Raw genomic sequence first — 15221 nt, 5'->3', positions numbered from 1 at the left:
GTGGACGGTGCTGAAGCGGATATCACCACGGAGGAACAGGCGCGAGCTGATGCTGATGGTGCGTTGGCCGCGCTGGTCACCACGCTGTCAGCGCGGGCGGATGCCGCTGATGATGCGATCGTGGCAGCCGATGCGGCTGTGGTCATCGAGGCGCTGGCGCGGGCTAGTGAGGATGATGCGCTTGCCGCGCAGATCTCAACGCTGACAGCCGATGTGGGCGCGGCTTCGGCGGCGATCACCGCCGAGGCGCAGGCGCGGGCGAATGCCGACGGCGCGCTGGCCGCGCGGGTCACCACCCTGACCGCTGATCTGGCGGATGCCGGCGCGGCGATCAACGTCGAGACGGCGGCGCGGGTGGATGCGGATCTGGCGCTGACGTCTGCCGTGACCGGGCTGGCCTCGCGGATGGGCGGGGCTGAAGCCGGCATCGAGGATGAGCGGACCACCCGGGCGGCGGCAGACCATGCGCTTGCCACTGACCTGACCAGCGTGACAGCGCGGGTCGCGACGGTCGAGGGCGGGCTTGATGCCGCCGGCGGGCGGATCGACACAGCGGAAGCGCAGGTCATTGCGAATTCCGCGGCAATCGCCGATGCGCGGTCGGCTATCGCGTCCGGTCAGGATCAACTGATCGCCTATGTCGCCGAGGATGCGGAGCGGCAGGACGCGACGGCGGATGCGGTCGCCGAAGGGCTGCTGGCGTCGGTGCTGGGGCAGGCCGATGCGGCGGCGGTGCGGCGGGATGATGCGGCGCTGATCCGCCGTGACGTGGTCGCACGGGTCGAAGCCGGCGAGCGCGTGGAGGCGGCGGGGCGCGAGGTGCTGGCGGTGCGGCTGGCGGGCGCGGAAGCGGCGGTGGCTGCCGAGCGGGTGGCGCGGATCGATGGCCTGGGCGCGCTGGCGTCAGATGTTGCCACGGTCGGTGTGCGGGTCGGGGCCGCGGAGGCGGCTGTGACGTCCGAGGCGCTGACGCGCGCCAATGATGTTGCCGGGCTGGCCGCGCTGATATCGACCCTGACGACCCGGGTGGTTGGCGCTGAGGCGTCGGTGACCAGAGAGGCGGAGGCGCGGACTGACGGCGATGTCGCGCTGGCCGCTGGCCTGTCGGCCCTGACCAGTCGGGTCGGTGATGCTGAAGCCGGCCTGACCAGCGAAATGGAAGCCCGGACGTCGGCGGACGCTGCCGAAGCCCTGGCGCGCGAAACGCTGGCTGCCCGGGTCGGGGCAGCCGAAGGCGATATTGTTGCAGTCGCGGCCGCGATCGATGTCGAGCGGGATGCCCGCGCCGATGCCGATGCGGCGGAAGCCGCCGCGCGCGAAACGCTGACCGCGCGGGTCACCGGCCTGGAAGGTGAGGTCGGCGACGCGCAGGCAGCCATTTCGGTTGAGGCTGTGGCCCGGGCTGACGGCGATGGCGCGCTGGCGGATCGCATCGACACGGTCGAGGCGCAGGCCGGCGCCAATGCGGCGGCGATTACCGCCGAGGTATCGGCGCGGGTTGATGCGGTGCAGGCGGAAGCCACGGCGCGGAATGCGCTCACCGCCCGGGTCGGGGATGCCGAAGCCTCGATCACCACCACGTCGTCGGCGCTGGCCGGCCTTGACGGGCTGGTGCGCGCGAGCTGGGGCGTGCGCGTTGATGCCGGCGGTCGGGTTTCCGGAGTGTCGCTCAACGGCTCGCCGTCTGAGAGCGAGTTCGCCGTCATCGCGGACCGTTTCAAAATCAGCGCGCCGGGCACCCCGGCGCTGACCCCGTTCGAGATCGTGGGCGGCGTGGTGAAGATCCGCGAGGCGGCAATCGGCACGCTGGGCTTTGACCGCATCCGGCCGGATAGCGTGCAGATCCTGACCGATCAGCTTGCGGTAGGGGCCGCGTCAGAGACTGCCGCGGTCGACGAAGCTGAAACGGTCAGCCGCAGCGGCAGTGGGATGGGCACGCTGACGGTCTCGGAGCTGGCGGTAAGCACTGCCGGCGAAAAGGTGCTGGTGATGTGGTCTGGGTATGTCCATGCGATTCCGACCGCTGGCCTGGTGCGGCTGCGGGTCCAGCGGGTCGGTGAGCCGGACGTGATCCTCCGCGACATGCTGATGCGTCCGACCCAACAGATCCCTCTGGAGACGTTGCCTGGCGGGGACAATTACAATCCGCAGCCCGCTCAACCGGAGGTGATCCAGGTCATGTGTGTGCAGGCGGTGGATCATCCGCCGGCGGGCGCCCACAGCTATACCGTGACGCTGACCGGCTACGGCTATCTGAGTGCAAATCAACGGACGCTGACGGTGCAGCGTCTAAAAACGGAGAGGTAAGTATGTCGTGGTATTCGACAGGCACGGTATCCGTCACCAGCGGCTCGACCGCAGTGACGGGTACGGACACGCTGTGGGCGACGCAGGTGGCTGCCGGCGATGCGCTGTATCTCGATGGGAATCTTTATGAGATCCAGTCGGTCAGCAGCAATACGTCTCTTCAGCTTCGGGTGGCCTATGCGGGCACCACGGGGAGCGATCGCAGCTACAAGGTCATCAGGTTCTTCAGTAACACCGGCGTTGGCGATCTGGCATTGCGAGTACAGCAGCTCGTCGTGCGATATGAAGGCGCCCTGGATACGGCGCTGTCCGGGCGCTTTGAGTCCGGCAATGCGGGTGCGCCGGGGGTGGCTGCCAGCAGCGATCCTGACACCGGCGTGTTTTGGCCAACGGCAAACGTTCTGGGCCTCGCTACGGCGGGGACGGAGCGGGTCCGGATCAATGGCTATCAGATCGGTGTCAATGCGCCGGTCCCTGCGGCCAATCTGCATATCCGTGAGCCGGTCGGCGTCGGCAACGTCGTAATCGATGCGCTCACATCATCACAGAGGTCGGAAGTGATCCTGTCGGAAGCCGGCACGAGCCGCGCCGTCCTCAGTTGGCGCGGGACCACAAACCCAACCCAGCCCGGCGAACTGCGCATCGGCACCGTCGGACCCGGACGCATCCGGTTCATCACAGGTGGCGCGAATTACCTGTGGCTCGAAGACAACGGAAATATCGGCGTTCGGAACGCCGCGCCTGCCTATCCCCTCGACATTACGGGGATCGCCAACGCCACGATGCTCGGGGTGGGCGGATCGTGGCGGGCAGACGCCAGCACGTCCGGCGCGGATCTGGTGATCAGGAATGGCATGTCGAGCGCGTCGATTGCAGTGATGGTGCTGCGACAGGCTGGTGATACCGAAGGCTATTCGACGCAAGCGACAGCAATGTCTGTTGTCAAGTCGGGTGCGACATCCAGGTCGATCAATGCGGCTGGCACGGTCAATGTCACGGGCAGCGACTATGCCGAGTACGAGCGCAAGGCGCCCGGCTGTGCGCCCGTCGTCAAGGGCGATGTGGTCGGCATCGACGCGGCCGGCCTGATCACGGATCAGTGGCTGGCCGCTGTGCATTTCGCGGTCAAGTCGACGGACCCGTCCTTCGTGGGCGGCGACACCTGGGGGGCGTCCCTTGCTCCGCAGCCCCTCGCCCCCGAAAGGGGGGAAGACGAGAGCGATGGGGACTGGTCGGCGCGACTGGCGGCGCATGAAGCCGCAATGGCATCCTGGGAACAGGACGCGGAGACGGAACGCGTGAAATGGGACCGCATCGCCTATGCCGGCAAAGTCCCGGTCACGCTGCCCGACGGCGTGACGGCAGCCGCCGGTGATTGGATCGTCCCGGCTGCCGGGCCGGATGGCGGCATCATCGCCACGGTGGTGGCAGACGGCGCGCTGACCTTCGATCAGTACCGCAGGGCGGTCGGCCGGGTGCGGCTGATCGGCGCCGATGGGCGGCCGATCATCACGATCAAGGCGGCCTGACAGCCCGGCCTGATCGGGCCGGGCGAACATGGGATGGGACGGGACGGGATATGGACATCATATCGGCCGGGGTCGCGCTGTGGCGCGAGGCCTCGGATATTGTCTGGCGGCTGAGTGATGCCGTCGGTCTGACGGTGCTGGCTGCCTATATCGGGCGGCTTCTTTTTCACGTCGGGGAGGTCCAGCGCGGCCGTCGAACGTGGTGGTCGCGGCACCTGATCTGGGAGGTGATCGCGGCCGTCGGGATCGGGCTGATCGCCGACGGTGTGGCTGCCTATGCCGGACTGCTTGACGGGCCGGTCCGCATCGCGGTCGTGGTCGGGCTGTCCTATCTCGGGCCGCGCGGCGTGCAGGACATCATCCTGCGGATCGTGGCTGCGCGCACCGGTGGGCGGGTCTGACGCGCAGATCCTGACCGTCACTGCCGAGGGCGGGACCGTCAGGCTGCGGCTCTACGGCGCCGGCGGGGCGCTGCTGGGCGAGATCGACCGAAGGCCGCGCCAGGTGGTGGCGTTGGCCCGGCGGCTGCTGGACGCGGCCGCTGAAGCGGAAAACCAGAATGGAACGGCATAGGGCGCCCAATCGGGCGCCCTTCTTTATGACAGGGGCTGTGAATATGGAACAGAACTTGGCGACGGCCTTCAGGGTGACGATGGCGGTCGAGGGCGGCCAACGGTTCGTGGACCACCCATCGGACCCGGGCGGGGCAACGAAATGGGGCGTGTCGCTGCGCCTGGCGCGCCGGCTGGGCCTGGACCTGGATGGTGACGGCGATGTCGATGTTGACGACATCCGGCTGATCAGCGAGCCGGTGGCCCAGCGGGTTTTCGATCAGGTGTTCTGGCAGGCGGTGCGCGCCGATGACCTGCCGGCCGGGCTGGATCTGGCGACCGCGGATGCGGCCTTCCATCACGGGGATCTGGCGGCGCGGCGGCTGGTGCAGCGGGCGGCCGGCGTGACGGCAGACGGGATCATCGGGCCGATCACCCTCAAGGCATGTCATGCGGATCGCATGGAGGTGCTGCGCCGTCTGGGCGGCGTGCGGCTCGTCTACATGTCCACGCTGCCCGGGTGGGGCACATTTGGTGAGGGGTGGGGCTCGCGGGTCGTGGACGTCCATGCGGCCGCGCAGGATCTGGCGGTCGGCCGGATCTGAATGATCCTGCGTCATTGCAACTGCAACTATCAATCACGAACGGCGCCACTCGCATTGGTCGAGTGGCGCCGTTCTTCGTCTGGTGAAAGGGGAAGGCTATGGCGATCGAATCTGGTGTTGATCTGACACCCCTGATGGGCTCGCTGCTGGAGCTGACGGCGGCGGCGGTGACCGGCCTGGTGGGCTGGGCGCTGCGGCGGTATCTGGGGCTCAAAGCGGATAACGAGATCCGCGGCTATATCTATGAAGCTGCGAGCCGCGCCGCGAAGATCGGACTTCAGCGCGCGCAGGAGAAATATGGTCACCTCGACAAGGTGACCGTGGGAAATGAAGCGCTCGATATCGGTGCGCGCTACATGACCGAAATGGTCGGTGATGGCATCCGGCGCTTCAATCTGACGCCTGAGAAGGTGCGGGATCTGGTTGAAGCGCGGATGCCGTGATATCAGGCCGTTCGTGATCCGGCGGGGCGATAGTCGTTATTTCCAGCGACCATTCGCCCCGCTTCCAGGACGAGGTGGCGGTGGTCAATCGTCTCCTTTATCGTCCTGATCTGATCGTCCGAAGTGTGATTTCAGTTCGGCGACGAAGCCGCCAATCCGCTCGCTGAGTTCGATTTCCCTCTTCTGGAGATGTTTCCTCGCGTGGTCCGATGCCCATTGTTCCGCATCGTAGGCTATGCCCGAAGTCTTGAACGTGATCCGTTCAATATCTGCTATGCGATGGCGGCTAATCTTCTTCTTTCCCTCGGCATTTGTTCTGATATGCATGGAACCCGGGCTGATTTCCCGTGTCGCTGTGATGCCGATAATACGAAGTTCAGCAGTGAGTTCTTCTTTCAGGCTCTGAATTCTGAAATCAACAATGCAATGCTCTGGTTCGAAATCGATGTTGAGCGACATGCGATTGCCGAAGCTGATTGCGCTTTCTATAAAGCGGTTGGCCGCATTGGATAGATTTGAGAAGGATACGGAACCAACGACCCAAGGTTTGACCCGTGGTTTCGACTGTTCTTCGAACGATCCGTCTGTCTCGCCCGTTTCATAGCGGATTGAGAGTTTCGGGCGACGGTCAGTGTTCCCCTTGTAATCATTTCCGAACAGCGTTATCGACATGGCATCTGCCTCAAACGTCCATCCTGCCCGTAATATATCTTCGGCATAGTGTATTATGACGTCAGGTATATTCTCGAATTCTTTTCGCTTCAAGTCGTATGCCATGTAATTTTCGCCGGGCGAGGGAATGTAGACCATGTCCAGCGCAAACAGTTTGTTCTGGCCGCTTCGGATGCAGTGAGCGCGCACATGGTGTGCCGTGATGCTGATTGGGACGATTGATCGCGTCGTGCCAGGGATGCTCCCGCCCATATAGATGATTTGAATGGGGGACTGGTGCGATGCCGCGTCCTTCAGCATCGGTAGGATTTCGTGCAGATCAGTTATCGGCATTCATGTATCTCTTGCAATTATATTGATGGCCAGCGGTTAATGGTCGTGCGAATTATTCATTCGCATGAGAAATCACCGGATGCCCATCGAAGTAAACGTTCTCTATACATTCCTTTATGACCCAAAAGCGGGCTTTCGTACCTATTCTGCACGCCTATTTTGTAGGAAGAACGATCAGCATCAATTTTTGATATTTCGGCCAAGCCCAGGATGAAATCCGACCTGCCGCCATATGGTTTTGACAAATATATTGTTACGTCAATCTCTTCATTGTTGTTATTTGAATGAATTATTGGTGTCCAACCCCCGCATATTCTAGAGCCTTCTATAGTATTTCTGTATATATCGATGGGGGTATTGTCGACAATGTAAGTACCCCATTGCAGGCCATCTTCACTCAGTTCTTCGCGTGATGCGGCGCAGGCCGTGAGCGTGAGTGCTGCCACCATGGCAGCGATAGCGGACAGACGCATCTTTCGGCACCTCTGATCTCATGTGGAAACCTACGGTAGCCGTGACGCATCTTTCTGACAATCTGAGTGATCGGCTATTTCGCCTGTGGCGGTAGCTCTACCCCGTGCGCGGTGAAGCGGATGCCCGCATTCACAAACGCTCTGACCAGTACTTCCATCGTCGCCCGTCGAGGTTTCGCTGCGTGACCTTCGAATTGACGCACGGTCACGGAGCCCACACCAGCCTCTTCGGCGAGCTTCTGTTGAGACCAGTCGAGCAGGGCGCGTGCGGCGCGGCATTTTGCGGGCGTCAGCATGACGGGATTGATATCACGATCTAGCCAAGGGGCGCATCTGTCTAAATTCGCTTGTTACAGCTAAAAACGACAGATAATGTCATATCTGTCGTTTTTAGACAGATCATGCGGCCGACGGGGATGGGTCAGATCCGCCGCCGGCCTAACCTCAACCATGGAAGGTATCTCCGATGGTCAAGGCTGACGGCCACGATATCACAGGCGACGGCATCCTGTACCCGCTCGGCGGACGACGTCTGCCCTTCGTGCGGGCAGTTCCCACGGGCGACGACCCGGACTACGCCGTCCGGGTCTGCTACTGGTGGGCACCCGGGACCGGTGACGCGGCGACAGACCACGTGCTCGGCGCCGATCTGGCGCGGCGGCTGATCGACCTGCTGAGCGATCCTGCGCAGGCACATGTCCTGTCCTATGTGATCGAGGACATGATCCGAGCCGGCCGGTGGTCGGCACTCGAAGAAGGCTTCCTCGACATGCTGGCGAACGGCCTGATGCCGGCGGGGGTGCTGGCATGAACGCGGTGATGCCTTTCGAATTCGAGGGCTGCGCGGTTCGGGTCGTGCTTCGCGATGGCGAGCCCTGGTTCGTGCTTGTTGACGTGTGTCGGGTGCTGTCGATTGGCAATCCGTCGCAGGCGGCTGCGCGCCTCGATGGCGATGAGAGGTATACCCTCATTAATAATGAGGGTATCGCCGACGCTAGGGCGCGGGCTCTGACCATCATCTCTGAATCAGGCCTCTATGCCCTGATCCTCACCAGCCGCAAACCCGCCGCCCGGCGGTTCCGCAAGTGGGTCACGGCGGATGTCCTGCCGGCCCTGCGCCGCACCGGACGCTATGAGGTGCCGCCGTCCGCTGCCCCTGATTCGGCCCCGGAAGACAATCTGCCGGTGCCTGTCACCTGCGGCCACGCTCTGGCCCCGGCCGATGACCCGGATCTGACTGCCGGCGAGATGAATGCCTGGACCGGCTGCGTGCGTCTGGTGCGGGGGCTGTATGGGCGGCGGGCAGCCCGCGGGGTCTATGAGCGCTCACCGCTGCCGGCGGTGCCGGATGAGGCGTCAGACCGCGATGACAATGCCAGGCGGTGCATTGAGCGGCTGCTGACCAGCCCGACCGGTCAGTGGGCCGGCGGCTCGCAGATGACGGTCCGCGACCTGGTCCATCTGGCGGCGTTCGGCGATCTGGGCGAGGCGGCGCCGGCAAGGCAGGATCTGCGCCGGATCGGTGTTGATGTGGTGGTGATCGAGGGCGCTAAATCTCTGGTCGTGTCGACCCGCCATGAAGGTGTCGCCCGCATCTATGCCGAGACGCAATGGCGCGCCAGCGCGGAGGGGGCTGGCCTCTGGTCGCAGGCGCTGGGGCGGCTGCGCGGCGCCAAGAAGGGGCATACGCACCGGTTCACGGGGGTGGGGCCGACCAAAACCGTGGTGATCCCCCTCGCCGCACTCGACATCGGGCGCTTGCCGCATCCGGATGAGGCGGGGGTGATCGATATCCCCGACCTGGACGGTGCGGCCTGCCTGGCGCATCTGTGTTCGGCGCGGGTCGCGCGAACCGGGCTGGTGCTGGGCGATCTGATCCGGGTGGCGCGGGATGATCCACGCACCCGGGCGCAACTGGCGCAGATCGGCATCCTGGTGCGGCCAGACAACTGGCGCGGCTGGGTCGCCATCGCCCGCGCGCATCCGCGCCTGCAGCGGGTCTATGCCTGCACGCCCTGGGCCGCGGACTGGTCCACGCCACTGATGCTGCTGCCCGGGGCGCGGCCGTCCGAAGGCTATGTGGGTGGGTTCGATCGGCAGCGCGTGGCGGTGATGGTGCCGATGGACGTGGTGGATCGGGTGGTGCGGGAGCGGGTTCCTGCGGTCGCGGGTTAGGTGGTGGCAGCTTCGCCGCGGATCAGCGCCGCGAGGTCGAGCGCTTCGCGGCGGATCGATGCGGCTGCCCGCATCGGGTCGCGATGTTCGATGGCCGCGGAGAGCGAGAGGCGTTCCAGGGCCAGCACGTGGATGACGCGCACCGGGCTGGTGCCTGCCTCGATATCGGCGATGGAGCGGCGCCCCATGCCCAGCGCCTCGGCGAGTTGCCCTTGGGTGAAGCCCAGCGCCTTGCGTGCGGCGGCGAATTCCACAGAGGTCATCATCTTGCAGCCTCCCGCATATCGTGGGATATTTCCGGGAGGCGCCGCCGAGCTGGTACCTCGGCGGCGCCCCTCCGGGGCTTACCGGCTGATGGCGAAGATGATCCGCCAGCGGCCGACCCGGACCTTGAGGAAGAGCTTGATGCTCATGGTGTGTCCCTCTTGGTCCTGAGTGTCAGGCATCATCGCCTGACACCTGTATAATGTGCGAAAACCGCATCTTCGTCAAGAACGAAGTGCGGTTTTCGTGCTTTCGTTTGATATTTTTTGCCCCGACATTCGGATCTGCCGAGGTGTTCCGATCAAGCTGCGGTGAAGTCCTCGCCAAATCGCGCCTTATGCGCCGCGATGTAGGCATCAACGAAAACCTGCGGATCGCAGGGGGCCATTTCGGCGTGCAACTCTTCGCGGAGATCGTCTTCCATCATCGCCGCGTCTGCGCCGGATGGTCGGTGTGTCGCTTGCGGAATCTCGTGAAAAATGGTGGCGGGAGCGCGTTGAAGATCTGCGTTCGATGGCCATTGAGGAATTTGCGCGGCGACACGACTGTTCTGCTGGTGCAGTTTTTGCCGCACGGGAAAGGCTGTTACCTGACCCAAGCGAGCGTCGCGGTATCGCATATCGAGAGAGATCTAGCATGACCAATGACGAGTTTTCGGCGATCGCACAGATGCTGTTCGGCGGTGCGAGAGGCTGGCAGACCGCATTTGCATTGGCCGCTGGCGTCTCAACCCGGGCGGTCAACCGGGTTGCTGCGGGCGAGGTGTCCGTGTCGCGAGCCATGATCCGCGCGCTGATCAGCGTTGGAGACCGGCGGCAGAATGAGGTCGATGAAGCTGTCCAGCGTATCGAAGCGGCGACGATGGAGATGCATGATGTAATGGGGCCAAAGGGTTAGGCTGCTGCGACCGTACCACTGCGACGTCGGTAGCGGTCCCTCGCTACCAATCGGACAGTCATCGCTGTGGCTGTCGAAAAAGGCCCGGTTAGCCAAACGGCTGACCGGGCCTTTTTCTGTTCTTGGGAAAGCGCTGCGCCCGGATCCGCGCTTTCGTGGCCAGCCCGAAAGATTTCAGCCTGTTCTGAAAGTTGGACAGGGCATGTCTCTGTTATGGTTTCTCCTCCGTGATCGCTTGCCGCAAATGCGGCGGGCTCACGTGGGTTAAACCCTATCTTTGGGCGATTCCACACAACATGCTGCTGGGCAGCCATGCAGTCGCGTTATATGCACGTATCACACATTTCCCAAGCGTGAGATCCTCATCGTCCCGCGCTTCAGTGTTGAACTTGATTTGTGACGACTGAGGCTACGCTCATAGCTGTGGGCCACACGGCTGCCGGTTCAGCGGGCAGGGAGATCCACCTACTTCTTTGAGGGCGGCGGAGGTGGAGGTGGTGGCGGAGGTGGTGGCTTGGGACGGCTCGTGGTCGCACTGTCCCCAATGAACCCTTTGGTACTGGGCGGGGGCGAAGTGGGCTGCATTTCTACAGGAGGATGCATATGAACCTCGGGAAAAGGCTTGCACGTGCAGATATAGAAACTTTACGGGAGATCATTCGAGAGGCCGAGTCCTATCTTGCAGCTCAGCTAGCAGCAGGTGTGGCAGCCGATCAGAGAGCTCTTGCTCTTTCGGGCATGTTGGCGGCTGCTTCCGCAGTAATTGCAAGCGGTGGGATTTCCCTATTGGTCGGTATGGAAAAGGACTTTATACTTGGAAGCCTTGCGATGGCAGTAGCTTTCGGATTTATTATGGCTATGTTGTTTTCGATCATTTCGGCTGCTCCGAGAGTATTTAATTTCGTTGGAACATTTCCATCAAACTGGGTGGATGATATCGAAAGGAACATCAACCTATCTGAAAGTTTGGCGGAGCAAGCAGGGCACTACGACAACATTCTTAAACAGAACAATGAGATTCTGAGGAAAAACGGCAAAATGATGCGCTGGTCTATATGGGTCGCATGGAGTAGTATAGTAATTGGATTTTTTTCGGGATGTTTGTTGGTTGTGTGGCGGAATTTTGCCTGCCACAATTAGAGGATCTGGTGAAATTATCAGCTTATTTTTGGGGCCATATCGAATATCCTCCCTCGCTGCCAATCACAAAAGGCCCGGACGGCACATCGCCATCCGGGCCTTTTGTCTGTCTGTCGAGGTCAGCGCAAAGACAGGCGCGGCATGGCCCTCACGCCACCGGCCCTCACGCCGCCATCTTGCGGCAGGCCTCTGCGCAGCGGCGGCAGGTGGCGGCGCAGTCTTCCATGCCGTCCAGGGCGTCGCAGCTTTTTGCGCATTGCTCGCAGATTTCCGCGCAGTCGGCGCAGGTGTGGCGGTGGTGATCGGTGCCGATCAGCATGACATGGGCCGAACTGCGGCAGATTTCCGCGCAGGTCATCATCAGGCGGACATGCGTGGGCTCGACATGACGGCCGCCCTGGTCGAGGCAATGGGTCATCGCGGTGCCGAGGCAGGATTGATAGCACCGCAGGCAGTCGTCGATACAGGCGCGCATGTCGGCGGAGATGGTATGCATCGGAAAGCCTCTTCGGTTCGAACGGCCGCGGTCGGTGTGACGCGCGGGGTTCCAACACAATGGTTTGAGGCCGGGGGCGGTTCCCCTGGCAGCAGGCGTCACCGCCAGATCGGCAGGTTTTCGGTCAGGCGGGTGAGGATGGTGTCGAGTTGCGCCTGTTCGTCCGCGCTCAGCACCGACAGCATCTGAGCTTCGCGGGCGGCGAAGATCGGCATGATCCGGTCGTGCAGGGCCCGGCCCTCGTCGGTCAGGTGCAGCAGACTGCGGCGGGCATCGGCCGGGTCGGGGCCGCGGGTGATCAGCGACTTGGATTCGAGCAGCGCGGCGCCCCGGCTGACATTGTTGCGCGGCTGTTCGGTGAAGTCGCAGATATCCCGGGGGTTCAGGCCATCCTGGTGCATCAGGCAGATCAGGATCGTCCATTCCGGTCGCGACAGCCCGAATTCCTGTTCGATCCAGCGCAGCAGCGGCCCGCGATAGAAATTGACGATGAATGCCATGCGATAGGCCTGGCGGATCGGCACGGTTTCGAACAGGCCAAACAGTTTCAGGCTCTGCGCGGTGGGCGGCACGTGGGCATCTCCCTTGGCGGTGGGTGGTCGACTTGCTTGCAAATAGTCCCAAATGGGACAAAATACTCCGGTCATCCGTTGGTCGTGACCATAGCAGATCTGGCGGTGACAGACGCATAACGAGAACAAGGGTGCCGCCATCCGACCTGATACGCGCCTGCATCCGCCCCCGGATGCCGGTGATGCGGCCTGGATGCAGACGGCGCCCGAGCGGGGCAAAGCACCGCTTCGGGAGGAAGACCGATGACCATCAGGACAGACATGGCAAGCATGCTGAGGCATGCAATCGAAGATGCGCGGGGATATGCGCGGACAGCGGCGGTGCTGCTGGCCGCCGGGATGTTGTCGGTGCCGCTTCATGCCCTGGCCGCGGATGTCGCGACCGGCCAGGACCGGCCGTTGACGATCGGCGTGCTGACCGATCTGAGCGGTGTTACCGCCGACGCCACCGGCCAGGGGTCGATCGAGGCGGCACGGCTGGCGGTCGAGGATTTCGGCGGCACCATCGATGGCCGGCCGATCGAGATCATCTCGGCCGATCATCAGCACAAGACCGATCTCGGCGCGGCGATCGCCCGCGAATGGTATGACCGCGACGGTGTCGACGTGATCGTCGACGTGCCGAATTCATCGGTGGCGCTGGCGGTGCAGGATATCGCGCGCGAGAAGCACAAGGTGGTGCTGTTCTCGGGCGCCGGCACCCCGGCGCTGACCGGCAAGGCCTGCTCCCCCTATAGCGTCCACTGGACCTACGACACCTACGCCGTGTCGAAGGGCACTGCCGGTGCGGTGGTCAAGGCCGGTGGCGATAGCTGGTTCATCATTGCCAGCGACTATGCCTTCGGCCATCAACTGGCGCGCGATGCCACCGAGGTGGTGACCGCGCAGGGCGGCACGGTCACGGGCAGCGTGTTGCATCCGCTGAACACGCCCGATTTCTCGTCGTTCATTCTGCAGGCGCAGAGTTCGGGCGCCAAGATCGTCGGCATCGCCAATGCCGGTGGCGACACGATCAATCTGATCAAACAGGCGCGGGAGTTCGGCGTGGTCGCGGGCGGTCAGAAGCTGGCGGCGCTGCTGTTCCTGTTGAGCGACATCCACGGTCTGGGCCTGGACGTGGCCCAGGGCACCTATCTGACCACGCCATCGATCTGGAATGCCGATCCGCGCGCGCGGGCGCTGTCGATGCGCTATTTCGAGCGGATGAAGGCGATGCCGGGGATGCTGCAGGCGGGCGTCTATGGCGCGGTGCTGCATTATCTGCGCGCGGTTGCCGATGCGTCGAGCCGGGATGCGGGCGAGGTCGTGGCGGCGATGCGCCGGCTGCCGATCGACGATCCCTATAGCATGAACGCCCGCCTGCGCGCCGATGGCCGGGTGGTGCGCGACATGTATCTGGCCCAGGTCAAGGCGCCGTCCGAGCAGACCGAGCCCTGGGACTACCTGAACATCGTCTCGGTCATACCGGGTGAGGATCTGGTCTGGCCGCTGTCGGCAAGTGCCTGTCCGCTGCTGGCGCAATGACCGGCGGGGAACCCGCGACCATGGATGATGCCATGGATCTCGCCTGCTTCCGCAGCTATCGCTGCGGGGGCGGGCGGGTGGTGCTGACCGGCGGGGTTGCGGCCCCGATCCGCTTCTCCGGCGACACGCCGGCGATCGAGATCGAACCGGGCGGCGAGGTGTTTGCCGATCAGGCCTATGTGCAGAGCTTCGTGCCGCGCGCCCTGTGCCCGGATGCGCTGCCCGTGGTGCTGATCCATGGCGGCGCGTTGACCGGGGCGATGTGGGAGACCACGCCCGATAACCGCCCCGGCTGGCTGACCCGCTTCGTTCAGGCCGGGTTTGCGGTGCATGTGGTGGATGCGGTGGAACGCGGCCGCGCCGGCTGGGCCGCCATCGACGGTCACTGGCAGGGCCGGCCGATCATGCGCAGCGATCAGGAGGCGTGGTCGCTGTATCGTCTGGGCCATGCCCGCGACTTCGCGGCGCGGACGCCGTTTCCCGGCCAGCGCTTTCCGATCGGCGGCTTCGACGCCTTGTGCCGCCAGCACGTTCCGCGCTGGCTCAGCACCGGCCCCCAAACACTCGCGGCGCTGCTGGCGGTGATCGAGCGCACGGGACCATGCATTCTGGTCGGCCACAGCCAGGGGGGCTGGTTCGCCCATGCGGCGGCCTTTGCGGCGCCCGATCTGGTGCGCGGTTGCATCGTGGTCGAGCCGGCGGGGATGCCACAGCCGCCTGCCGGCTGGCGGGGCGATGGCCGGAGCGGGGCGGGCGACGGCCGGGCTCAACACCGGCTGGTGGTGCTGGGCGACCATCTGGAGGCGACGCCGTTCTGGTCGGCCCTGGCCGCCGCCACCCGGCATTCGGTCGGCCAGTTGCGGGCCTGCGGGGTGGCGGCACAGCTTCTGGACCTGCCGGCGGCCGGCGTCCACGGCAATTCCCACATGCCGATGATGGACGACAACAGCGACGACATCGCCGCCCGGCTGGTCGACTGGATCCAGGCGGTCGCCGGCTGAACCGGGCGCCGGCGGGGGGCGGAGAATCGCGTGCAGGATGATAGGGCGCGACAGGCCGTGTTGCGCCGCATCGACCATGAATGCTGCAATGCAATAATATTTCTCGTTTGATTTCAAAACCCTGGAGCGGCTGCGGCCCCGACCAAGGTCGGGGCTGCGCCGCTACCCTGACGCGCGCATCGTCTGACCATTGGCCAGCCACATGACGATTGGGGACACCGGCACGCGATTGCGACGGC

The 15221-nt window shown here is 63.9% G+C and carries 19 protein-coding genes; 12 read left to right on the top strand and 7 right to left on the bottom strand.

All coding sequences use genetic code 11. The features are described 5' to 3' along the window. From WG924_RS27765 to WG924_RS27740, 6 genes are all read left to right on the top strand, one after another. The coding region (locus WG924_RS27765; RefSeq protein WP_345936290.1) for a phage tail tip fiber protein at positions 1–2307 on the top strand (2307 nt) is incomplete at its 5' end. A gap of 2 nt (positions 2308–2309) precedes the next feature. Next, the gene (locus WG924_RS27760; RefSeq protein ID WP_345936289.1) at positions 2310–3836 is read left to right on the top strand and encodes a hypothetical protein; all 1527 of its coding nucleotides are present in this window, start codon (positions 2310–2312) and stop codon (positions 3834–3836) included. A gap of 50 nt (positions 3837–3886) precedes the next feature. After that, the gene (locus WG924_RS27755) at positions 3887–4237 is read left to right on the top strand and encodes a phage holin family protein (RefSeq protein ID WP_345936288.1); all 351 of its coding nucleotides are present in this window, start codon (positions 3887–3889) and stop codon (positions 4235–4237) included. Continuing rightward, positions 4224–4409: a hypothetical protein gene (locus WG924_RS27750; protein ID WP_345936287.1), complete on the top strand. Its 186-nt coding sequence runs from the start codon at positions 4224–4226 to the stop codon at positions 4407–4409. Before WG924_RS27755 ends, WG924_RS27750 begins: the two co-directional genes overlap by 14 nt. Positions 4410–4452: 43 nt before the next feature. Continuing rightward, complete coding sequence (locus WG924_RS27745) at positions 4453–4992, top strand: glycosyl hydrolase 108 family protein (protein WP_345936286.1); 540 nt, start codon at positions 4453–4455, stop codon at positions 4990–4992. Between the two features lie 134 nt (positions 4993–5126). Further along, positions 5127–5435, top strand: coding sequence for a hypothetical protein (locus tag WG924_RS27740; protein WP_345936285.1), 309 nt, complete (start codon positions 5127–5129; stop codon positions 5433–5435). An 84-nt stretch (positions 5436–5519) separates the two neighbouring features. Here WG924_RS27740 and WG924_RS27735 read toward each other — a convergent pair whose 3' ends face one another. The 3 genes from WG924_RS27735 to WG924_RS27725 form a co-directional block, all read right to left on the bottom strand. Then, on the bottom strand, positions 5520–6407 hold the full coding sequence (locus tag WG924_RS27735; protein ID WP_345936284.1) for a hypothetical protein: 888 nt from the start codon (positions 6405–6407) through the stop codon (positions 5520–5522). Between the two features lie 89 nt (positions 6408–6496). Next, positions 6497–6913, bottom strand: a complete 417-nt coding sequence (locus tag WG924_RS27730; RefSeq protein ID WP_345936283.1) for a hypothetical protein — start codon at positions 6911–6913, stop codon at positions 6497–6499. Positions 6914–6987: 74 nt separating this feature from the next. Next, positions 6988–7209, bottom strand: coding sequence for a helix-turn-helix domain-containing protein (locus WG924_RS27725; RefSeq protein ID WP_345936282.1), 222 nt, complete (start codon positions 7207–7209; stop codon positions 6988–6990). 170 nt (positions 7210–7379) lie between these two features. Between WG924_RS27725 and WG924_RS27720 the strand changes: the two genes are divergently transcribed. Further along, on the top strand, positions 7380–7724 hold the full coding sequence (locus WG924_RS27720) for a hypothetical protein (RefSeq protein WP_345936281.1): 345 nt from the start codon (positions 7380–7382) through the stop codon (positions 7722–7724). Positions 7725–7732: 8 nt separating this feature from the next. After that, positions 7733–9088 carry a BRO-N domain-containing protein gene (locus tag WG924_RS27715; RefSeq protein ID WP_345936279.1) on the top strand — a complete coding sequence of 452 codons (1356 nt, stop codon included), beginning with the start codon at positions 7733–7735 and terminating at the stop codon, positions 9086–9088. On the opposite strand, the gene WG924_RS27710 is transcribed toward WG924_RS27715, so the two are convergent. Together WG924_RS27710 and WG924_RS27705 are read right to left on the bottom strand one after the other, a co-directional pair. Then, complete coding sequence (locus WG924_RS27710) at positions 9085–9354, bottom strand: helix-turn-helix domain-containing protein (protein ID WP_345936278.1); 270 nt, start codon at positions 9352–9354, stop codon at positions 9085–9087. The two genes, WG924_RS27715 and WG924_RS27710, sit on opposite strands and share 4 nt — an antisense overlap. Positions 9355–9653: 299 nt before the next feature. Beyond that, positions 9654–9971, bottom strand: coding sequence for a hypothetical protein (locus tag WG924_RS27705; protein WP_345936277.1), 318 nt, complete (start codon positions 9969–9971; stop codon positions 9654–9656). Positions 9972–9988: 17 nt separating this feature from the next. Here WG924_RS27705 and WG924_RS27700 point away from each other — a divergent pair, with 17 nt between their 5' ends. Beyond that, a complete protein-coding gene (locus WG924_RS27700; protein ID WP_345936276.1) occupies positions 9989–10249 on the top strand; it encodes a hypothetical protein in 261 nt (86 codons plus the stop codon). A gap of 603 nt (positions 10250–10852) precedes the next feature. Continuing rightward, positions 10853–11389, top strand: a complete 537-nt coding sequence (locus WG924_RS27695) for a hypothetical protein (RefSeq protein ID WP_345936275.1) — start codon at positions 10853–10855, stop codon at positions 11387–11389. A gap of 163 nt (positions 11390–11552) precedes the next feature. Here WG924_RS27695 and WG924_RS27690 read toward each other — a convergent pair whose 3' ends face one another. After that, positions 11553–11885, bottom strand: a complete 333-nt coding sequence (locus WG924_RS27690; RefSeq protein ID WP_345936274.1) for a four-helix bundle copper-binding protein — start codon at positions 11883–11885, stop codon at positions 11553–11555. 98 nt (positions 11886–11983) lie between these two features. Beyond that, positions 11984–12457 (bottom strand): MarR family winged helix-turn-helix transcriptional regulator, encoded by a 474-nt coding sequence (locus WG924_RS27685; protein WP_345936273.1) that lies wholly within the window; start codon positions 12455–12457, stop codon positions 11984–11986. A gap of 270 nt (positions 12458–12727) precedes the next feature. Between WG924_RS27685 and WG924_RS27680 the strand changes: the two genes are divergently transcribed. Together WG924_RS27680 and WG924_RS27675 are read left to right on the top strand one after the other, a co-directional pair. Continuing rightward, on the top strand, positions 12728–13981 hold the full coding sequence (locus tag WG924_RS27680) for an ABC transporter substrate-binding protein (protein ID WP_345936272.1): 1254 nt from the start codon (positions 12728–12730) through the stop codon (positions 13979–13981). Positions 13982–14001: 20 nt separating this feature from the next. Next, complete coding sequence (locus WG924_RS27675) at positions 14002–14982, top strand: alpha/beta hydrolase family protein (RefSeq protein WP_345936271.1); 981 nt, start codon at positions 14002–14004, stop codon at positions 14980–14982. Positions 14983–15221: the final 239 nt, after the last annotated feature.

This window comes from Tistrella arctica, assembly GCF_039630945.1.
Taxonomy (GTDB): domain Bacteria; phylum Pseudomonadota; class Alphaproteobacteria; order Tistrellales; family Tistrellaceae; genus Tistrella; species Tistrella bauzanensis.
This window is presented reverse-complemented; position numbering and strand designations above follow the sequence as displayed.